This is a genomic window from Variovorax sp. Varisp46 (assembly GCF_059491885.1).
On record NZ_CP168515.1, the window covers coordinates 3,688,577 to 3,704,984 of the forward strand.

Annotated in this window: 28 protein-coding genes and 1 tRNA gene; 23 read left to right on the forward strand and 6 right to left on the reverse strand. The window is 65.8% G+C overall.

All coding sequences use genetic code 11. The features are described 5' to 3' along the window. Window position 1 precedes the first annotated feature (1 nt). A complete protein-coding gene (locus ACEN9N_RS17270; protein WP_495654129.1) occupies window positions 2–535 on the reverse strand; it encodes a phage regulatory CII family protein in 534 nt (177 codons plus the stop codon). A 32-nt stretch (window positions 536–567) separates the two neighbouring features. On the opposite strand from ACEN9N_RS17270, the gene ACEN9N_RS17275 reads away from it, so the two are divergent. Then, window positions 568–825, forward strand: a complete 258-nt coding sequence (locus ACEN9N_RS17275) for a hypothetical protein (RefSeq protein ID WP_495654130.1) — start codon at window positions 568–570, stop codon at window positions 823–825. 23 nt (window positions 826–848) lie between these two features. On the opposite strand, the gene ACEN9N_RS17280 is transcribed toward ACEN9N_RS17275, so the two are convergent. After that, a complete protein-coding gene (locus tag ACEN9N_RS17280) occupies window positions 849–1,091 on the reverse strand; it encodes a helix-turn-helix transcriptional regulator (RefSeq protein WP_495654131.1) in 243 nt (80 codons plus the stop codon). A 29-nt stretch (window positions 1,092–1,120) separates the two neighbouring features. Here ACEN9N_RS17280 and ACEN9N_RS17285 point away from each other — a divergent pair, with 29 nt between their 5' ends. Beyond that, entirely contained in the window at window positions 1,121–1,891 is a 771-nt protein-coding gene (locus ACEN9N_RS17285) for a S24 family peptidase (RefSeq protein WP_495654132.1), read from the forward strand. Between the two features lie 3 nt (window positions 1,892–1,894). Here the strand turns inward: ACEN9N_RS17285 and ACEN9N_RS17290 are convergent, their stop codons facing one another. Continuing rightward, window positions 1,895–2,461, reverse strand: a complete 567-nt coding sequence (locus ACEN9N_RS17290; protein WP_495654133.1) for a hypothetical protein — start codon at window positions 2,459–2,461, stop codon at window positions 1,895–1,897. Window positions 2,462–2,621: 160 nt separating this feature from the next. On the opposite strand from ACEN9N_RS17290, the gene ACEN9N_RS17295 reads away from it, so the two are divergent. The 20 genes from ACEN9N_RS17295 to ACEN9N_RS17390 all read left to right on the forward strand — a co-directional run bounded on the left by ACEN9N_RS17295 (window position 2,622) and on the right by ACEN9N_RS17390 (window position 13,148). After that, on the forward strand, window positions 2,622–2,825 hold the full coding sequence (locus tag ACEN9N_RS17295; RefSeq protein ID WP_495654134.1) for a hypothetical protein: 204 nt from the start codon (window positions 2,622–2,624) through the stop codon (window positions 2,823–2,825). A gap of 9 nt (window positions 2,826–2,834) precedes the next feature. Further along, window positions 2,835–3,194 carry a hypothetical protein gene (locus ACEN9N_RS17300; RefSeq protein WP_495654135.1) on the forward strand — a complete coding sequence of 120 codons (360 nt, stop codon included), beginning with the start codon at window positions 2,835–2,837 and terminating at the stop codon, window positions 3,192–3,194. After that, on the forward strand, window positions 3,191–3,331 hold the full coding sequence (locus ACEN9N_RS17305; RefSeq protein ID WP_495654136.1) for a hypothetical protein: 141 nt from the start codon (window positions 3,191–3,193) through the stop codon (window positions 3,329–3,331). The genes ACEN9N_RS17300 and ACEN9N_RS17305 overlap by 4 nt, the downstream gene beginning before the upstream one ends. After that, window positions 3,328–3,771, forward strand: coding sequence for a hypothetical protein (locus tag ACEN9N_RS17310; RefSeq protein WP_495654137.1), 444 nt, complete (start codon window positions 3,328–3,330; stop codon window positions 3,769–3,771). Before ACEN9N_RS17305 ends, ACEN9N_RS17310 begins: the two co-directional genes overlap by 4 nt. A 115-nt stretch (window positions 3,772–3,886) precedes the next feature. Then, window positions 3,887–4,060, forward strand: coding sequence for a hypothetical protein (locus ACEN9N_RS17315; protein ID WP_495654138.1), 174 nt, complete (start codon window positions 3,887–3,889; stop codon window positions 4,058–4,060). Then, entirely contained in the window at window positions 4,057–4,440 is a 384-nt protein-coding gene (locus ACEN9N_RS17320) for a hypothetical protein (RefSeq protein ID WP_495654139.1), read from the forward strand. The genes ACEN9N_RS17315 and ACEN9N_RS17320 overlap by 4 nt, the downstream gene beginning before the upstream one ends. Window positions 4,441–4,461: 21 nt before the next feature. Further along, window positions 4,462–4,803, forward strand: a complete 342-nt coding sequence (locus ACEN9N_RS17325; protein WP_495654140.1) for a YfdP family phage-associated protein — start codon at window positions 4,462–4,464, stop codon at window positions 4,801–4,803. Window positions 4,804–4,806: 3 nt separating this feature from the next. Continuing rightward, the gene (locus ACEN9N_RS17330; RefSeq protein ID WP_495654141.1) at window positions 4,807–5,649 is read left to right on the forward strand and encodes a DUF2303 family protein; all 843 of its coding nucleotides are present in this window, start codon (window positions 4,807–4,809) and stop codon (window positions 5,647–5,649) included. A gap of 4 nt (window positions 5,650–5,653) precedes the next feature. After that, the gene (locus ACEN9N_RS17335) at window positions 5,654–6,346 is read left to right on the forward strand and encodes a deoxynucleotide monophosphate kinase family protein (protein WP_495654142.1); all 693 of its coding nucleotides are present in this window, start codon (window positions 5,654–5,656) and stop codon (window positions 6,344–6,346) included. Window positions 6,347–6,348: 2 nt separating this feature from the next. Further along, window positions 6,349–6,822, forward strand: a complete 474-nt coding sequence (locus tag ACEN9N_RS17340) for a hypothetical protein (protein ID WP_495654143.1) — start codon at window positions 6,349–6,351, stop codon at window positions 6,820–6,822. Beyond that, window positions 6,819–7,256 (forward strand): hypothetical protein, encoded by a 438-nt coding sequence (locus ACEN9N_RS17345; RefSeq protein ID WP_495654144.1) that lies wholly within the window; start codon window positions 6,819–6,821, stop codon window positions 7,254–7,256. The genes ACEN9N_RS17340 and ACEN9N_RS17345 overlap by 4 nt, the downstream gene beginning before the upstream one ends. An 18-nt stretch (window positions 7,257–7,274) precedes the next feature. Next, window positions 7,275–7,868 carry an Lcl C-terminal domain-containing protein gene (locus ACEN9N_RS17350; RefSeq protein WP_495654145.1) on the forward strand — a complete coding sequence of 198 codons (594 nt, stop codon included), beginning with the start codon at window positions 7,275–7,277 and terminating at the stop codon, window positions 7,866–7,868. A gap of 58 nt (window positions 7,869–7,926) precedes the next feature. Further along, window positions 7,927–8,439, forward strand: a complete 513-nt coding sequence (locus ACEN9N_RS17355; RefSeq protein ID WP_495654146.1) for an Lcl domain-containing protein — start codon at window positions 7,927–7,929, stop codon at window positions 8,437–8,439. 48 nt (window positions 8,440–8,487) lie between these two features. Then, window positions 8,488–8,862 (forward strand): four helix bundle protein, encoded by a 375-nt coding sequence (locus ACEN9N_RS17360; protein ID WP_495654147.1) that lies wholly within the window; start codon window positions 8,488–8,490, stop codon window positions 8,860–8,862. Further along, the gene (locus ACEN9N_RS17365) at window positions 8,859–10,259 is read left to right on the forward strand and encodes an RNA-directed DNA polymerase (protein WP_495654148.1); all 1,401 of its coding nucleotides are present in this window, start codon (window positions 8,859–8,861) and stop codon (window positions 10,257–10,259) included. Before ACEN9N_RS17360 ends, ACEN9N_RS17365 begins: the two co-directional genes overlap by 4 nt. Beyond that, on the forward strand, window positions 10,256–10,939 hold the full coding sequence (locus tag ACEN9N_RS17370; protein WP_495654149.1) for a hypothetical protein: 684 nt from the start codon (window positions 10,256–10,258) through the stop codon (window positions 10,937–10,939). The genes ACEN9N_RS17365 and ACEN9N_RS17370 overlap by 4 nt, the downstream gene beginning before the upstream one ends. Then, window positions 10,939–11,148 carry a hypothetical protein gene (locus tag ACEN9N_RS17375; protein WP_495654150.1) on the forward strand — a complete coding sequence of 70 codons (210 nt, stop codon included), beginning with the start codon at window positions 10,939–10,941 and terminating at the stop codon, window positions 11,146–11,148. The genes ACEN9N_RS17370 and ACEN9N_RS17375 overlap by 1 nt, the downstream gene beginning before the upstream one ends. Further along, a complete protein-coding gene (locus ACEN9N_RS17380) occupies window positions 11,138–12,247 on the forward strand; it encodes a phage Gp37/Gp68 family protein (RefSeq protein ID WP_495654151.1) in 1,110 nt (369 codons plus the stop codon). The genes ACEN9N_RS17375 and ACEN9N_RS17380 overlap by 11 nt, the downstream gene beginning before the upstream one ends. Next, entirely contained in the window at window positions 12,244–12,903 is a 660-nt protein-coding gene (locus tag ACEN9N_RS17385; protein WP_495654152.1) for a hypothetical protein, read from the forward strand. The genes ACEN9N_RS17380 and ACEN9N_RS17385 overlap by 4 nt, the downstream gene beginning before the upstream one ends. Then, window positions 12,900–13,148: a helix-turn-helix transcriptional regulator gene (locus tag ACEN9N_RS17390; protein WP_495654153.1), complete on the forward strand. Its 249-nt coding sequence runs from the start codon at window positions 12,900–12,902 to the stop codon at window positions 13,146–13,148. The genes ACEN9N_RS17385 and ACEN9N_RS17390 overlap by 4 nt, the downstream gene beginning before the upstream one ends. Here ACEN9N_RS17390 and ACEN9N_RS17395 read toward each other — a convergent pair. The 3 genes from ACEN9N_RS17395 to serS all read right to left on the reverse strand — a co-directional run bounded on the left by ACEN9N_RS17395 (window position 13,113) and on the right by serS (window position 15,940). Next, on the reverse strand, window positions 13,113–14,285 hold the full coding sequence (locus tag ACEN9N_RS17395; RefSeq protein ID WP_495654154.1) for a tyrosine-type recombinase/integrase: 1,173 nt from the start codon (window positions 14,283–14,285) through the stop codon (window positions 13,113–13,115). The two genes, ACEN9N_RS17390 and ACEN9N_RS17395, sit on opposite strands and share 36 nt — an antisense overlap. Window positions 14,286–14,461: 176 nt before the next feature. Beyond that, window positions 14,462–14,551: transfer RNA gene (locus ACEN9N_RS17400), tRNA-Ser, on the reverse strand. 57 nt (window positions 14,552–14,608) lie between these two features. Beyond that, window positions 14,609–15,940, reverse strand: a complete 1,332-nt coding sequence (serS, locus tag ACEN9N_RS17405) for a serine--tRNA ligase (RefSeq protein WP_413315732.1) — start codon at window positions 15,938–15,940, stop codon at window positions 14,609–14,611. 61 nt (window positions 15,941–16,001) lie between these two features. Between serS and ACEN9N_RS17410 the strand changes: the two genes are divergently transcribed. Then, window positions 16,002–16,403 (forward strand): VOC family protein, encoded by a 402-nt coding sequence (locus ACEN9N_RS17410; RefSeq protein ID WP_413315733.1) that lies wholly within the window; start codon window positions 16,002–16,004, stop codon window positions 16,401–16,403. Window positions 16,404–16,408 lie beyond the last annotated feature (5 nt).

Below are 16,408 nucleotides of genomic sequence, written 5' to 3' on the forward strand. Positions count from 1 at the left end.
CTCACCTGCCCGCTCCCGTGTCACGCATGCGTGCGCGCAGCATGGCGAGCGTGTGACCAGTGAGGGCGAGCAGTTCCTGCCCCATGTGGTCGGCCCTGCGCATCTGATTGCGAGACACCTCGCCGTCGCCGAGTAGCAGCGCATCAGCCACCGAGCGGCAGAAGTCGGCATGCGCCACCTGCAGGCGCGTGAAGGTATCGACCGGATCGCCGCCCGCCTGGTCAGGCGTGGCGCGCGAGCATGTGTGGCCCAGCGCCTCGGCCATCGCGTGCAGCACCGAGTAGTTGCCGCTGAACACCTGGATGTCAATCAGCTCGCGGGGGTTGGGCTGATGCGTGTTGGTGTTCGGGTTGGCTTTGTGGGTGAGCGTGTTCGGGCTCATGCCCATGCGCGCAGCCAAGGCGGTCACGCCACCGGGGTAGCCGTGCACCGTGTTGTAGACGGCATCGAGGATGTCCTGCCCGACCACGGTGGAGGGGAAGGGCTCATCAGCGCCGTGGGCAAGGTGCGGAGGAACTGAGACAGTTGCTTTCATGCAAACCTCAAGAGAAAGAAAGGGCCCGCCGCATGGACGCAACGCAACCCACCACGCACGAACGAATCGATGCGATCGAACAATTCCTGCAGCAGCTCGTGTTGCTGCTCGAAGTGGAGCCCGAGCTGTCGCGCGACAGCATTGGTGCGTGGTTCGCTGTGTGCCAGGCCAGCTCGCGGGCCAGTGGGATCGGGTCTCCACGCAGCGAGCGGGCGCTGGCGCAGTTGTGCGGGCGGGTGCTGGAGTCGCCAGTCGACGTGCTGCGGCCATCGGGGACATGGCCATCGTGAAAGGCAGGAACGCGAACCGGCTTTCACGCGGGCGCACCCTCCCCTTGGGCGCGGACGGCCGGGAGTTCCACGTCGCCATAGACGTGGTCGTATGTGATGGTCAGGCCTCGACGCAACGCAACGGCGATGATCTTCGCCGCCATCTCAGGCGGGACCGTCTGCCCACGCTCGTAGTTGGCGATGTTGCCCTGCGTGCAGCCCACATCAGCCGCAAGCTCCTGTTGCGTGATCCCGAGGCGGCCGCGAATGGCCTTGAGGTTGTTCATCCCGCCAAGTATCAGCGGCGCTGATTCTTATGTCAACAGCGGAACTGATTATTCTTGCAGGCGGCGCGGGGCATCATTCGCCCGCTATGAAATCCGCAGCACCTCGCAAGGCCAACGTCACCGATGAGCACCGCGCTGAAGCTCGGCGCTTGAAAGCCATCTGGGATCGCACCCAACATCCCAGCCAGGCTGCGTTTGGCGAGTTGCACGACATCGGCAGCCAGAGTGCCGTCGGCAATTTCTTGAATGGGCTGTCTGCGCTCAGCCTCAAGGCGGCGACGGGGTTTGCCAAAGGGCTCGGCTGCGATCTGTCCGACTTCAGCCCACGGCTCGCGAAGATGGCTGCAGAGATCTCGTCAATGGTGCCCGGCGACGAAGACGATTTTGTGTACGTGGCGCGCGTCGGCGTCACGTTCTCAAATGGGCGGGGCAGCCTCGTGTTCGATGAGCACGGGAAAGCCAGGCTCGCGTTCCGCGCCGACTATTTGCGCAAGCTGGGCGTCAGCACGAAGAACGCTGTGATCGTTGACTCAGAAGGCCGAAGCAACGACCCCGACATCAAGGACGGCGCGGTGCTCTTGGTAAATCGTGCAGCCACTCAGGTCCTGCCGGGAAAGTTTTACGCCTTCCGCCTCGATGGCGAACTCATCGTCAAGCCGCTGTTCCCCCAAAAGGACGGCACCATCAAGGCGACACCGGCCAACCAAGACCGCGACCTCTACCCCGAGTTCGTGATCGGCCCCGACTCCCAGGACTTCGAGATGATCGGTCGCGTGCTTTGGGCCGCAGGAGAACTGTAGACGTCAGCGGCACTCACGCATGCGCTGCACGATTGCCATTTTTTCTTTGCGCTGGGCTTCGTTGAGCGCGATGCTGTTCGCCGACACCTCGGCATTCCGAATGTCATGCGCACCTGGACACGACCGCGCACTCTCGATGACCTGCGGCCGGATCGCCTCGGTGAATTGGCTTGACCGGACGATGCCGTTCTCGGTGTACACGTAGAAGGTGCCGCTCGCGCGCTCGTAAATTCGCTGCTCCTGAAAGCCCGAAGAGTAGTCGCTCGCGTTCACACGGGAGGGGCTGCCCAAGGCGGACTGCAGTTGGCTCGCATTCATTCCGCGCACCGGATAGCTGCCCACGATTCCGGCGTTGATCGCGGCTTGGAGCGCAGCCGGCACCTCGGCTGAATCCGGCCGAGCTGGCCGAGCGGCTTCACGCATCTGCGTCTGCGCGGCATCGCTCGCACACGGTCGCTCCTGATACTCAGTTTTGCCGCCCACGACGCATTTAAACAGCGCCCATGATGGTGTCGCAGCCGCAATAGCCGCACCCACCACCGCCGCCTTGATGAAGAGCTTCGCTCGCATCGCCTGCCTCCTTATCGGCGCATGGTATCTGCAACGGTCTGAAACACGCAGCGAGTATGAGCGGCGCTGTTACAAAAAATAGTTTGACTGATATCAGTTCCGCTGTTGACTTAATAATCAGCGGCACTGATACTGCGTCCACCTCAACACGGAGATGGACATGGCAAAAGCTCCCACCGCCCAACGCAGCTACCGCTGCTTCTTCACCCCCAAGGACGGCCTCGGCCACTTGGCGCCCTCCGACACTGGCGCCCAGCCCTTCGTGCAGCTGAAGGCGCCCAACGCCGAAGCCGCCTTCGTGAGCGCGCACCACGTCACCGGCTGCCCGGTCTCCGACGTCGAGCGCATCGAACACGCCGCCTGAGGCCGAGCCATGAAGGCCCCGAGCAAGAAGGCGCGCAGCGTGGTGCTGGCGCCCATGTCGGCCACAGCGGCCGAACTGCTGCACCGCCTGCAGCAGGAAGCCGCCGACGCCGTCACACCGGCGCCGGGCACAGTGATGCTGCCGCCCCAGGGCGTTCTCAAGCCGTCGAGTGCGTGTGACGGGACCTACTTCTCTGCCTATGGCGCGGGGCACTACAACTCGATCACGCTGCTCCAGAACCACGCCCGCGAGAGCCAAGTCAAGTGGAACGGCACCGAGGCGCGCTACGACACAGACGGCCGGCGCTGGGAGCGCAGCATCCGCGCCGTCGTCGACGACTTCGGTGCGCTTGTCGAGGTGTCGCGATGAACGCCCTCCTTCTGCTCGACACCGAGCTCTTCCTGGAAGCGTGCGCCGTCAAGGTGTTCGAAGACGAAGAGCAGGCGCAGGAAGCCGTGGCCGATTTCCTCGCTGGTGACGACCTGGTGCTGGAGCAAGCAACGTGAGCGCCGCACAGCAGACGCCGATTCACGGATCCTCACTGCTGGCCGCGCAGCCAGGCTTGTTCGATCCGGTGAACATGGCGGCAACGGTTGTGATCCCGACCGCGCCCGAGCTGGAACTGCACGCATGGCCCTACCCAGGCTTGACGCCCGAAAACAGCGCACGGGCAGCCTGGGGCATCAGCACCGAATACGCCGACATGCTGGCGGCCCTTGTGAAGTCGCAGGCCGGCGCGGAGCTGACAACGGGCCAGGTCCTGGCCCTGATTCCCGCCGAATGGCGCGCGCTGCTCGGCGAGTGGGTGCATGCGAGTTTGTGCCCCCGCCAAGGCGAGGCGCGCGGCATTGAAGTCCGCTACGTGCACCACGACGGCGGGGGCTACCACTTCACCTATCAAGCAGCCGCGAAGCACCACGCGATCGCCACCGGGAGCGCCGTATGAGAACGTCACCCGTTCAGGCCGCACCGGGCCTGCTCAAGACCGCTGCAATGCTCGCGGTTCCGATCGTGCTGCCCGCAGTCTTCGCGGTATTGCTCGTTTACGGGTGGTGCACACCATGATCGTCATCGTGCAGCCCACGCGCCCACGGCGCCCGCGCACCGCCGTGCCCACCGGCCCGGTCGGCGGTCTCGACGACCCACGCTTCAAGTACTCCGAGAGCGTGGCTACCGACATTCGCAAGACTTTCCGCCGCGTGCGGCGCGAACTGAAGGCGGGAGCACGGCTGTGAGGTCCAACGGCGTGTTCTTCCTGCGAGGACGGCCCACGATCGCGCGCCAGTCGCCTGCGGCTGACGCGGCCGCCTCGTGGATCTTCTCGCTCGGCGAGCGCACCAGCGCGCGCGGCGTGAACCTGTTCTACGCAATCTGGCGCGGGCCCGACGCCGACCGCTTCATGGCCGCCAACCCGAACCTGCGCGCCGGCGACTGCCTGCGCCTGGAGCTGGACCGCCTGCACGCCACCAACAACGAGCTGCGCGGCTACGTCACGCGCTGCGAACTCGCGCCGCCCCGCTGGCCCGAGCCACCCCACACCGAAGGTGCCGACGGCACTGCCGGCGCTCCTGCCGCGCGCACTCGTTCCACGAGCGCAGCCGGCCATTTCCACTGAACCACCTGGAGAACAACACCAGTGAAAGCGTTTTCCCATTTCATGGTCGAGCTCAACGACGGCAGCACGCACGCCGCGCTGAGCGCCGACCTCGCTGAACTGCTACGCACCGTGCAGAACACGGGCCGCGCCGGCTCGCTCACGCTGAAGGTGAAGGTGGCGCCCGCCACCCGCACCAACAGCGGCTCGGTCGACAAAGTGACCATCACCGCCGACCGAAAGCTCGAGCTGCCCAAGCCTGAGCAGGCGAGCGACTTCTTCTGGCTCACCGAAGACGGTGAGACCTCCCGCAATCACCCGCGCCAGCAAGACCTGCCGCTGCGCGACGTGTCCACCACCCCGCAATCTTTCAAGGAAGCCTGATCCATGGACGCCATCAATGCGCCTACCGCACAGCTCGTGCGCGACCTCACCGCCAGCGGCGACGTCATCAAAGAAGCCGGAGACACCACGCACCTGGTTGTTCCTTCGAACTACCAGACGATCGACATTACCAAGGCCATCGAAGCCGCGCAGGACGCGCCGAATCGGAAGCGCGGCACAGTGACTCTGGGCGACCTGCCGAGCCTGCTCGCCTACATGAAAGACCAGGGCTGCCAGCCGTGCGGCTACGTGTACGCCGACCCCGACGCGCGCACCATCACCGCCGTCTTCAACGACGCGAAGGACGGCCCGGGCTGGCGCGATCATCGCGCAGTGTTCACCGCCCTGCTCACACCCGAGGCCAAGCGCTGGATCGAGAAGAACGGGCAGGTGTTCGGCCAGACCGAGTTCGCGGAGTTCATCGAGGACAACATGGCGGACCTGCAGGGCGAGGACGCGCAGAAGCTGCTCACGGTGGCCACCACCATCGCCGCATCGACGGGCATCAACTTCTCCAGCGCCAAGCGGTTGCAGGACGGCCAGACCCAGCTGACCTACAACGAGTCGATCAACGCGACCGCGGGCGTCGACGGCGCGCTGGCGATCCCGAAGACCTTCACGCTGGGCCTGCGCCTGTTCAAGAACGGCGCCGGCTACAAGCTGGTCGCCCGCCTGAAATACCGGCTGCACAGCGGCTCCGTGAAGTTCCACTACGAACTGGAGCGCCACGAGAACGCCATCGACGACGCCTTCAGCGACTACATCAAGCAGGTGCGCGAGGCCAAGGTGGGCGACGCCGCCGACGGCGAGCTGCTGGGTTACACGGTCCTCATCGGCAAGGCCTGAAGCGATGCAGCACATCCTCGGCCTCACCGGCTTCGCAGGCGCCGGCAAAGACACGGTCGCAGACCTGCTGGTAGCGCACGCGCGCTTTCGCAAGCTGGCATTCGCCGACGCGCTGCGCGCCGAGGTGGCCGAGGGCTTCGGCGTGCTGGTCAGCGACTTGGCTGACCCCGCAGCCAAGCACAGGCCCACGACGGCGCTGTGCATGCGCCGCGCGCCGCGCGACTTTCTCGCCGCCGTGGTGCTGTCGCTCAGCGTTGCGGCGCCTGACCACCGCACGCCGCTCAGCAATGAGTGGCTGGACGAACCGCGCAGCCCGCGGCAAATCCTGCAATGGTGGGGCACGGAGTACCGCCGCTCCCAGCACGACCGATACTGGACGCGCGCCATGCTCGCGCGCCTGGTCGGCTACCAGCGCGACGGCGAAAGCCGCTTCGTCATCACCGACGTGCGCTTCGACAACGAGGCCGACACAGTACGCACCGCCGGCGGCGCGATCTGGCAGGTGACGCGGCCGGGCTGCGACGGTCGCGCCGAGGGCGCGCACGTCAGCGCGACGGACGGCAGCCGATTCAAGCCGGACGCCGTCATCTCCAACCTGCACGACGTGCGCCATCTTCAAGGCCTGGTGCTGACCGAATTCGTCGCGCGCGAATGCGGGCTGGACCCGGCGCGCGTCTCCCTGACTGTGAGCGCCTGACCATGATGCCGTCCGCTCTCACCGATGAACTGGCCGCCGTGCTGCGCACGGTTGCGCTGGCCGACTTCTGCGAGCCCTCGACCATCGCCAAGGCGATCGGGTATGCGGTCGCTGAGCAGCTCGAGCAGCTGCGCGCCGCCGGCCTGGTGATGCGCAACGCGGCACGCCGTGCCGATCGCAGCCACACCACTCTCTACACCATCACCGCAATCGGGCGCGACCAGCTGCGCGTGTACGAAATCAACTCGGTGCCTCGCCTGCGTGTCCCGACTGGCCTGCCAACCGTAGCAGGACCTCGCACCGCACAGCTGACCACCCGAGGTCTCTACGTCGGCGCCGAACTGCGCCCCTACGAAGGGCGGCCGGGCGCCATGGACGCCTTCGCGCTCCCGAGCCGCATGGGCAGCCGCCTCTTCTATCGCTCGGGCGAGGTCGCTCTGGCGCACGCTGCCAGCGACGAGGAAACCGCAGCATGAAGCATCGCAGCGCAAATCCCACCAGTTGGGCCGAGACCATCGCAGCGCGCCAGCCCATGGCGCACAGCGTGGCCGACGACGTCATGGCGAAGCTCTACAGCGCCTTCGGCGACCTGAAGGCCGGCAGCACCGACGACGACCTGTTCGACCGCCTGGCCGCCGCAGTCAACGTGGGCATCGTCCGTGCCGAGCAGATCGACCCAGCATGCGTCGCGCCCATGCTGGCCGCACGCGACGCGCTCATCCGATGCGATGACATTCGCGGCCGCCATGGTCGCTATGGCTTTGACGGCCAGGGCTTGCTGGCGATGGCCGCAGGCCTTGAGGTCTACGAGGAAATGGTGCGCAACAGCACCCCACAGCAGATGCGCGAGGCCATGACGGCATCGATCACGCGAATGCGCCGCCAAGTCGCGCACCCCACCAGTCAGTGATTTCAACCAGGAGCCACCGTGCAACTTCACATTTCCAATTCCACCATCCATCTGTCGCTGCCGCACTCGGCCGCCATCGAAGGCACCGCGCTACGCTCGCTCGAGCCGCTGACAACTGCCACCTACATCGGCGACACGCCGAAGCCGGGCGACTACTGGGCCGGCCAGGGCGGCCGATTCATCTGCACGCTGCCGGCGCTGCAAGGGCTGCCCGCTCGGCATCTCATCGTCGGTGACGGCGAAGCCGAGGGCCTGCCGTTCGGGCCCAGCGTCGAAGTCTCCGGTGCGGGCAGTCATGCCGACGGCGCGGCCAACTCTGCCGCACTGCTGGCGCACTCCAGCACTCACCCTGCAGCCAAGTGGGCAGCGGAGTACTCGGCCGACGGGCACACCGATTTTCACCTGCCCAGTCGCCTCGATCTGCTGCTGGCATACATCAACGCGCCGCAGCTGTTCAAGAAGTCGGGCTGGTACTGGTCGAGCACGCAGTACTCGCGCGACAACGCCTTCGTCCAGGCCTTCGAGGACGGCTACAGCGACTGGGACGGCGAGGTCAACGAGCACCGAGTTCGGGCCGTCCGCTGGATTCGACTTGACGCCTTGAACGCTTAACCCCTTCACCGGCGCGCCGCGCCGGTTCACGCGATTTTTCCACCACCGAAAGCATGACATGAATGCAAGCTCCCTCTCCCTCCCGGCGTTCGGCGCCGAAATCCAAGGTCAAGGCGGCCTGTTCGCGGCCATCGTGCGCGCACCGCGCATCGATGGCGTCGAGCAGCCACCATTCGCCCTGATCGTTTCCAGCGCTGCCAGCGGCGAGTTGCGCAGCGTGTGGGGCGAATACGGCAATGAAGTGCCGGGCACCTCCAGCCGGACCGACGGCAAGGCCAACACCGATGCAATGGCCGCTGCAGGCTGCCCGGCCGCGCTCCGCGTGCGTGATCTCAGCATTGAAGGGCATTCCGACTGGTATCTGCCCAGCCTTGGCGAACTCAACGCGGCGGCGGCCAACGTGCCGGAGCTGTTCAACACGGACGGCTGGTATTGGACCAGTACGCAGTACTCGCGCAACTACGCCTTCGTCCAGGTCTTCGAGGACGGCCTCAGCGGCTGGTACTACAAGGACAGCGAGCACCGAGTTCGGGCCGTCCGCCGGATTCAGCTTGAACTCTTGACCGCTTAACCCCTTCACCGGCGCGCAGCGCCGGTTCGCCGAATTTTTCCTAGACCCATGGCCCTCTACAGCGACCTTCCCATCTACAAGCACGGCTGCGACCTCCTGTCGTTGGCCGTCGACGTGCAGACCCAAATGCCCCGCGCGTTCAAGCGCAGCCTGGGCGAGAAGATCCACGGCCTGTGCGTGGAGATGTTGGAGGCCATGGCCACGGCAAACGCCTGCCGCGGCGAAGAGCGCCTGCGGCAGCTTGAAAACCTGCTGCGGCACCTGCGCGCCGCCACGGCCATGCTGCGGGTCAGCCACGACAAGCGGCTGATCTCGCCGAAGCTGTGGGCCCAGTCGGTCGAGTTGCTCGACGCCGTGGGCTCGCAAGCCGGCGGCTGGCGGAAGCAGACCGCCGCAACCCTTTCCGCAGCGCCTGCTGCATGACGGTCAAGGCCCTCATGCCCGTGCGTTTTATGAATCCGGTCGAGCCGCTGGGCCACAAGCCCACCGCCATGCGCACCACGGATACCGGCGGGCAGCAGCTCGCGCTTTGGTCCGGCGCAGTTTCCGAGTCGATCGGCGAAAGCCTTCGGCCCGGCGACGTAGATAGCACGACATCACGCAGAACTCGCGCAACAACGCCTTCGTCCAGGACTTCGAGAACGGCAACAGCGACTGGAACGACAAGGACAACGAGCACCGAGTTCGGGCCGTCCGCGGATTCATCCGCCTCCCTCGTGGAGGCCCCTTTTTCAATGGCCGAGCTGGTGCAAGCCTGGCTCGACTGCCGACGCAGCAAGAGGCATAGCGCCAGTGCGCAGGCCTTCGAGGCCGAAGCAGAGCGCAACCTGTGCCAGCTGCGCGCCGAGCTGCTGTCAGGCGCGTACCGCCCCGGCCGCAGCATCTGTTTCGTGGTCACACGCCCGAAGCCGCGCGAAGTGTGGGCCGCCGACTTTCGCGACCGCATCGTGCACCACCTGCTTTACAACCGCGTCGCGCCGAGGTTCCATGCCGGCTTCGACGCCGGCAGCAGCGCGTGCATTCCCGGCCGCGGCACGCTCTACGCCGCGAACCGGCTCGAGCACAACGTTCGCTCAATCACCCAGAACTGGACTCGGCCCGCCTGGTATCTGAAGTGCGACCTAGCGAACTTCTTCGTTGCGATCGACAAGCATGTGCTGTTCGCGCGCATCCTGCGGCGCGTTGTCGAGCCGTGGTGGCAGGAGCTGACTCGGCTGGTGCTGTTTCACGACCCGCGCGCCGACGTCGATCTGCGCAGTTCGCGCAGCCTGCTCGCGCGGGTCGCTCCGCACAAGAGCTTGTTCAACGCGCCAACGGACGTCGGCCTACCCATCGGGAATCTCAGCAGCCAGTTCTTTGCGAACGTGCTGCTGGACGGACTGGACCAGTTCGCAAGGCACCAGCTGCGCGCGCGCCGGTATGTGCGCTACGTCGATGACTTCTTGCTGCTGCACGAGTCAGCGCAGTGGCTCAACGACGCGCTGACCAAGATCGACGCCTTCCTGCCCAATGAACTGCAGGTCCGGCTGAACCCGCGCAAGACCATCCTGCAGCCGATCGCGCGTGGGATTGACTTCGTCGGCCACGTCATCAAGCCCTGGTGCCACACCACGCGGCCGCGCACGCTGCGCGCCGCACTGCGCCGCATCGAAACCTTGCCAGCGAACGAGCTCCACGCCGCGGGCAACAGCTACCTCGGCCTCGTGCGCCAGGTGCCTCAGAGCCACACCGAACAAGTCGCGATCGCGCGCGCCCTACTGAAGCGCGGGCATGCGGTCGACGGCGGTCTCACGAAGATTTTCAGAAGGAAAGACGCATGATCACCATCACGCTGCGCCAAGCAGAAGAGCTCGTTGCTTTTTTCGGTGGACACGATGCCGAGGTAACCATCGCGCGGGAGTCGCCCGGGCTGCCCGCCGGACTGTACGCATGGCTCACTGACGACCCGGGCGAAGGCTCCGCATTCCTCGGCGCGACGGAGGTTGACGACGACCTCGCGGACAACGGACGGCCGGGCCCGGTCGCTCAGCTCGACGCGGTGATGAAGCTGGCCGACCACTACGCGTACCGCTATGCCTTCGTGGGCGACGACTCCATGCTGCGGGCACGGGAAGCGCTGCAAACCGCGCTGCTCGCCTTCCTGCCTGCGGGAGTGGCCGAGTTGCATGCCGAGCTCGCGCGGCTTCACGCCGTGGTCAACGAGCCGCACACCGACGACTTTCTCCAGGCCACGAGCATCGAGAAGGAACACCAGCGCCAGCGTTGGGGTGACGCACACGACCGCAGCAAGAGCGCGGAGCACTGGTTTTGGCTGGTGGGCTACTTGGCCGGCAAAGCCCTGCGCGCAGCCGTCACCGGCGACCGCGCAAAGGCGCTGCATCACACCATCAGCAGCGCCGCGGCGCTGGCCAACTGGCACGACGCCATTGCCGCCGATGCGAGCGGAGCATGCATCGGGCAGGACGCGGACCTCAAGAAGCATGCCGAGGTGACAACGTGATGGACACCGAACGCCGTCCTGGCATTGCAGGCGTGATTGCCGATGTACGCCGGCGCAAGCCGCACCTGAGCGCCCAGGCGGCATCCGCCGAAGCAAAGGCCATCTACTGCAGCGCCTTCATCGCGAAGCACACGGCGAGCGGGCTGACCATCGTAGAGAACCCGCTATACCGCGGCGGCACGGGCACGGAGGCAAGCAATGGCAGCTGACAGCAAGATCGAATGGTGCGACCACACCTTCAACCCGTGGATTGGCTGTACCAAGGTCTCCATCGAGGCCACCGGCGGCGGTGGCTGCGACCACTGCTACGCCGAGGTGAGCACGCCGGTGCGCGTGCTGCGCAGCAAGGGCGATGAGACCTGGGGCGCCCGCGCGCCGCGAGTTCGCACCAGCGCCGCAAACTGGGCGCTGCCGAAGCGCTGGAACGCGCAGGCCGAATCCTTCCGTGCTCAGCACGGCCGCCGCCAGCGTGTGTTCTGCGCGAGCCTGGCCGACTGGCTCGACAACGCCGTCGACATCGAATGGTTGATCGAACTGCTCGCATTGGTGCGGCTCACACCCGACATCGATTGGCTCATGCTCTCGAAGCGCATCGGCAACTGGCGCAGCCGACTGGAGCAAGCGGCGACGGCCCTGCGTGACCGGATCGAGCGCGCGTCAGAGGCGACCGTCGCGCTGCTGCGCTGGATTGAGCGCTGGCTCGCAGGGAACGCGCCAGCCAATGTTCGGGTCGGTGCGACTGTCGTGAACCAGGCCGAGGCCGAGCGCGACATTCCGAAGCTGCTGGCGATTGGCTGCCCGAACTTCCTGAGCCTTGAGCCGCTTCTCAGCGCCCTCTGGCTCAGCAAATGGCTGCACCCTACCTGCACGCTGCACGGCAAGCTCGAAGACGACGGGATTTGCGATGTGTGCCACGCCCGCGGCATGTGGGACGATTACCCGCCGCGCGAAGGCGGCCCGGCACCAACGCTGCGCGCGATCGACTGGGTAATCGTCGGCGGCGAGAGCGGCCCCAAGGCCCGCCCCATGCACCCGGACTGGGCCGCCAGCCTACGCAACCAGTGCGAGGCGGCCGGCGTGCCTTTCATGTTCAAGCAATGGGGTGAGTGGCTGCCGACGCAGCAGGCCGATCAGGCACAACGCGATGCCTCGCGCGACGAGGTGTTCGTGCGCCTAGTCGACGGCCGCACGCACACCTATGCCGACGACACGCCCTACGAGGCCAGCGATGCGCAGGTCCTGCTCGTGGGAAAGAAGGCCACTGGCCGCGTGCTGGACGGCCGCGAATGGAACGAGGTGCCAGCATGACGCCGTTGACGGAAAGCAAGCCTTCGATGCTCGAGCGCGGCAAGGCTCTGATGGTGCGCTTCTGCGCCCTGAACGACCTACCCGTGCCGGCCGTCGAGATGGCCGATCCGAAGCGCTGGCCGTTCGGGGTCTGCGCCTACTACCGCGACCATGTCACAACGATCGCCGTCGACAAGTGTGCAGCGATCGGGACCGCGGGCATGCAATGGTCATTCCCGGGCCACTCGGTGGACCGAACGCCCTATGGGGTCCTGCAGCATGAGCTTGGGCACCACGCTGACTGGCTCCGCAGCACGCGGCGCGGCCGCTACTTCGGTGACTTCAGCGTCGCGATGCGCGTGCGCGCCGCTGAGGCCCCGCTCACCTCGTACTGCCCGAACGACGCCGAATGGTTCGCCGAGATGTTCCGCCTGTTCGTGACGAACCCGGATCTGCTGGCGAAGCTGCGCCCTCGCACACACGCCGAGCTGCTCACGCGGTTCAAGCCAGCATTCGAAGATTCGTGGCGCGACCGCCTGGCCGGCGCGCCCGACCGGACCATCCTGTCGATCGAGCGAAAGCTCAGCCGCACATCCACCACCGAACTCCCGCTGACCGCAGGCCAAGTCGCCTGCATGGACAGCACCATGCAATCACTCACAGGAGAGCAGCCTTGATGCCGCCATCGATCATCAATTCCGAGCCGTGCCCAGTGCACACCGTTGAAACGCCCGACACCAACAGCAAGCCGGACCGGGTCATCTACCGCAGCGAGTTGTGCCAGATGACAGGGGTGGGGTCCGAGGCAGTGCGCCGGTGGATCAAGGCGAAGAAGATTCCACCGCCCGACGTCGCGATCAGCCAGAAGACGATGGGCTGGCGCCTCTCAACCCTCCGCGCTGCTGGCATCGGGCTTGTCTAACCAGTCGGCCCACGCTTGCATCATGGGCCGGCGCTCCTTCATGTACTCCGCGCGGTTGTATGCCGCCCGCACCTTGTCTTCGGGCGAGTGCGCGAGCTGCCTCTCGATCGCATCCGGCGGGTAGCCTTCCTCATTGGCCCAGGTTGACGCGATCGACCTCCAACCGTGGCCAGTCATCTCTCCCTTGTAGCCCATGCGCGCGATCAGCGCCAACACAGTGTTCTCGCTGATCGGCCTGTCGATTCGATGATCCGACGGGAACACGTAGTCGCAGCCCTCGCGCCGCCGCTCGCGCATCACCCCGATGATCTCCAGCGCCTGGCGCGAAAGCGGCACCAGGTGGTCCTTGTCGCGCTTCATGCGCTCGCCACCGATTAGCCACACGTCGCCTTCGATTTCATCGAAGCGCATCATCCGCATCTCGTTCGTGCGCACCCATGTGTAGGCGATCAGCCGGCAGGCCAGCACCGAGTTGAGATCCTTCTCGAAGCTCAGCCGCCGCACGAACTCGTGCACCTCGCTGAGCTTCAGAGAAGCGTGGTTCTTCACCTTGCGCCGGCCGAACGCCTTCTTCGGGTTGATCAGCTCGGCGGGATTGATGGTGGCCAGTTCCTGCTCGATCGCCCAGTCAAAGACCTGCGATGCCCACATGCGGACCTTGCGCACGTAGACGAAGCGGCCGTTGGCATCCATGCGGTTGAGCTCGGCGAGCAGCATGCCGCGGTCAATGTCTCCGGTGGCCAGGTCACCGAGCGCGGGCCTGAGATGCAGCTCCAGCCCGCGCAGCGCGTTGGCCCGATAGTCGGGCGAAACGTCCTGCCGCCCAGTCCAAAACGTCTCGCAGTCCTGCCAGAACGTCGATGGCGCGCGCTTTTTCTTGGTGGTCGGTGCTACCCCAGCCTGAAGCCCTTTGCGAAGCTCTGCGCACTTCGCTCGCGCTTCGGCGAGGCTCAGCAGCGGGTAGTCGCCCAGCGATTTCGTCTTTGGCTTGCCGTCGACGCGGTAGGCCATGCGCCAGACCTTTGCGCCCTTGGCGCTGACGAACAGGTAGAGGCCGTGGCCATCGAACATCTTGCGGTCCTTCTCGGACGGCTTGGCGCTCTTGCAGAGGTGGTCGGTGAGAGTGTTTGTAGGCATCGTGGTTCGGATGCCGCTCGATGCCTACTCGGATGCCTACCGACTGTCGGTGTGGGACAGCTTTTATCGGTGGGGAACGGATCGAAACGCAGGGGCACAGAAGCAGCTAAGGCCTTGATTCTGCGGCGTTTTCGGTGGGGAATGGGCAAAAAAATAGCCCCTTGCGGGGCCATTCTTGGAGGAGAGGGAGGGATTCGAACCCTCGGTACTATCGCTAGTACGCCTGATTTCGAGTCAGGTACATTCGACCACTCTGCCACCTCTCCGGTGCTGTCGAGCCTTCGATTATAGCAGAGGAAATTGTACTTTTTGAAGCCCTGGGCTCAGCCGCGCAAAACTTCGAGCCCACCGAGGTACGGACGCAACGCCGCGGGCACGTTGATGGAGCCGTCTTCGTTCTGGTGGTTTTCCAGCACGGCCACCAGCGCGCGGCCCACCGCCAGGCCGGAACCATTGAGGGTGTGCACGAGTTCGTTCTTGCCCTGCGCGTTCTTGAAACGGGCCTGCAAACGACGCGCCTGGAAGGCTTCGCAGTTCGAGACCGAGCTGATCTCGCGGTAGGTGTCCTGCGCCGGCAGCCACACCTCGAGGTCGTAGGTCTTGGCGGCGCCGAAGCCCATGTCGCCGGTGCACAGCAGCACGACGCGGTATGGCAGCTCCAGCGCCTGCAGCACGGCTTCGGCATGGCCGGTCATCTGTTCGAGCGCGTCGTAGCTCTTCTCGGGGTGCACGATCTGCACCATCTCGACCTTGTCGAACTGGTGCTGGCGGATCATGCCGCGCGTGTCGCGGCCCGCGCTGCCGGCCTCGGAGCGGAAGCACGGCGTATGGGCCGTGAGCTTGATCGGCAGTTGCGACTCGGCCACCACCTCGTCGCGCACGAAGTTGGTCAGCGGCACTTCGCTGGTGGGAATGAGGTACAGCGCCGAATGGTCGGGCGCGGGTTCGCCGTCCTGGCCGCCCTTCTTCGCGGCGAACAGGTCGCCTTCGAACTTGGGCAGCTGGCCGGTGCCGCTGAGCGTGGCGGCGTTGACCACGTAGGGCACGTAGCACTCGGTGTAGCCGTGCTGTTCAGTCTGCAGGTCGACCATGAACTGCGCGAGCGCGCGATGCAGACGGGCGATCGGGCCCTTCATGACGGAGAAGCGCGAGCCCGAGAGCTTGGCGCCCATCTCGAAGTCCAGGCCCAGCGGCGCACCGAGGTCGACGTGGTCCTTGGGTGCGAAGGCCAGCGGCGTGGCATTTGCGCCGGCGCCGCCCTTCGGGGCCCAGCGGCGCATCTCGACGTTGCCGGCCTCGTCTTCGCCCAGCGGCACGCTGGCGTGCGGCAGGTTGGGCACGGCGAGCAGCAGCGCGTGCAGTGCGGGCTGGATCTCTTCGAGGCGCCTGGATTGCGATTCCTGCTCGGCCTTGAGCGCGTTGACCTCGGCCATGAGCGCGTCGACCGATTCGCCCTTGGCCTTGAGCGGGCCGATCTGCTTGTTCAGCGTGTTGCGGCGCGCCTGGATTTCCTCGGTGCGGGTTTGCAGCGTCTTGCGCTCGGCCTCGAGCGCGGTGAACGCCGACACGTCGAGGTACGGCTGGTTCTTCTTGCGTTTTTCGAGGCCGGCCACGGCGGAGGCCAGGTCTTTGCGGAGCAGGGTGATGTCAAGCATGGGGGGATTTTAGGTGGGCGTAGCATCGCGATCCCACTCACCCACCTCGAAGGGAAAAACGATGGAAGCCTATCTGACATTCAACGGCAATGCCGCCGAAGCGCTCGCCTTCTATGCCAAGGCGCTGGACGGCAAGGTCGCCTTCAGCATGACCTTCGGCGAGAGCCCGATGGGCGCCCAGACGCCGGCCAGCCACAAGGACAAGATCATGCACGCCACGCTCGAGGCCCGCGGCCACAAGCTGATGGCCTCGGACGCCCCGCCGGAGTGGCCCTTCGAGGGCTACAAGGGCTTCTCGCTCTCGGTGCAGGCGAACAGCGTGGACGAAGGCAAGAAGCTGTTCGACGCGCTGGCCGAAGGCGGCAAGGTGACGATGCCCTACGGCCCGCAGTTCTGGGCCAAGGGCTTCGGCATGCTCACCGACAAGTTCGGCGTGCCGTGGATGGTGAACTGCGAGAAGTGAAGGCC

Excerpts from the sequence above, each read along its gene's own strand:
- ACEN9N_RS17300 (WP_495654135.1), top strand. The coding sequence starts at position 2,835 with ATGAAGGCCCCGAGCAAGAAGGCGCGCAGCGTGGTGCTGGCGCCCATG.
- ACEN9N_RS17360 (WP_495654147.1), top strand. The coding sequence starts at position 8,488 with ATGGCCCTCTACAGCGACCTTCCCATCTACAAGCACGGCTGCGACCTC.
- ACEN9N_RS17370 (WP_495654149.1), top strand. The coding sequence starts at position 10,256 with ATGATCACCATCACGCTGCGCCAAGCAGAAGAGCTCGTTGCTTTTTTC.
- ACEN9N_RS17290 (WP_495654133.1), bottom strand. The coding sequence starts at position 2,461 with ATGCGAGCGAAGCTCTTCATCAAGGCGGCGGTGGTGGGTGCGGCTATT.
- ACEN9N_RS17305 (WP_495654136.1), top strand. The coding sequence starts at position 3,191 with ATGAACGCCCTCCTTCTGCTCGACACCGAGCTCTTCCTGGAAGCGTGC.
- ACEN9N_RS17340 (WP_495654143.1), top strand. The coding sequence starts at position 6,349 with ATGATGCCGTCCGCTCTCACCGATGAACTGGCCGCCGTGCTGCGCACG.
- ACEN9N_RS17315 (WP_495654138.1), top strand. The coding sequence starts at position 3,887 with ATGATCGTCATCGTGCAGCCCACGCGCCCACGGCGCCCGCGCACCGCC.
- ACEN9N_RS17295 (WP_495654134.1), top strand. The coding sequence starts at position 2,622 with ATGGCAAAAGCTCCCACCGCCCAACGCAGCTACCGCTGCTTCTTCACC.
- ACEN9N_RS17380 (WP_495654151.1), top strand. The coding sequence starts at position 11,138 with ATGGCAGCTGACAGCAAGATCGAATGGTGCGACCACACCTTCAACCCG.
- ACEN9N_RS17355 (WP_495654146.1), top strand. The coding sequence starts at position 7,927 with ATGAATGCAAGCTCCCTCTCCCTCCCGGCGTTCGGCGCCGAAATCCAA.
- ACEN9N_RS17285 (WP_495654132.1), top strand. The coding sequence starts at position 1,121 with ATGTCAACAGCGGAACTGATTATTCTTGCAGGCGGCGCGGGGCATCAT.
- ACEN9N_RS17385 (WP_495654152.1), top strand. The coding sequence starts at position 12,244 with ATGACGCCGTTGACGGAAAGCAAGCCTTCGATGCTCGAGCGCGGCAAG.
- ACEN9N_RS17335 (WP_495654142.1), top strand. The coding sequence starts at position 5,654 with ATGCAGCACATCCTCGGCCTCACCGGCTTCGCAGGCGCCGGCAAAGAC.
- ACEN9N_RS17270 (WP_495654129.1), bottom strand. The coding sequence starts at position 535 with ATGAAAGCAACTGTCTCAGTTCCTCCGCACCTTGCCCACGGCGCTGAT.
- ACEN9N_RS17275 (WP_495654130.1), top strand. The coding sequence starts at position 568 with ATGGACGCAACGCAACCCACCACGCACGAACGAATCGATGCGATCGAA.
- serS (WP_413315732.1), bottom strand. The coding sequence starts at position 15,940 with ATGCTTGACATCACCCTGCTCCGCAAAGACCTGGCCTCCGCCGTGGCC.
- ACEN9N_RS17395 (WP_495654154.1), bottom strand. The coding sequence starts at position 14,285 with ATGCCTACAAACACTCTCACCGACCACCTCTGCAAGAGCGCCAAGCCG.
- ACEN9N_RS17375 (WP_495654150.1), top strand. The coding sequence starts at position 10,939 with ATGGACACCGAACGCCGTCCTGGCATTGCAGGCGTGATTGCCGATGTA.
- ACEN9N_RS17410 (WP_413315733.1), top strand. The coding sequence starts at position 16,002 with ATGGAAGCCTATCTGACATTCAACGGCAATGCCGCCGAAGCGCTCGCC.
- ACEN9N_RS17345 (WP_495654144.1), top strand. The coding sequence starts at position 6,819 with ATGAAGCATCGCAGCGCAAATCCCACCAGTTGGGCCGAGACCATCGCA.
- ACEN9N_RS17330 (WP_495654141.1), top strand. The coding sequence starts at position 4,807 with ATGGACGCCATCAATGCGCCTACCGCACAGCTCGTGCGCGACCTCACC.
- ACEN9N_RS17280 (WP_495654131.1), bottom strand. The coding sequence starts at position 1,091 with ATGAACAACCTCAAGGCCATTCGCGGCCGCCTCGGGATCACGCAACAG.
- ACEN9N_RS17365 (WP_495654148.1), top strand. The coding sequence starts at position 8,859 with ATGACGGTCAAGGCCCTCATGCCCGTGCGTTTTATGAATCCGGTCGAG.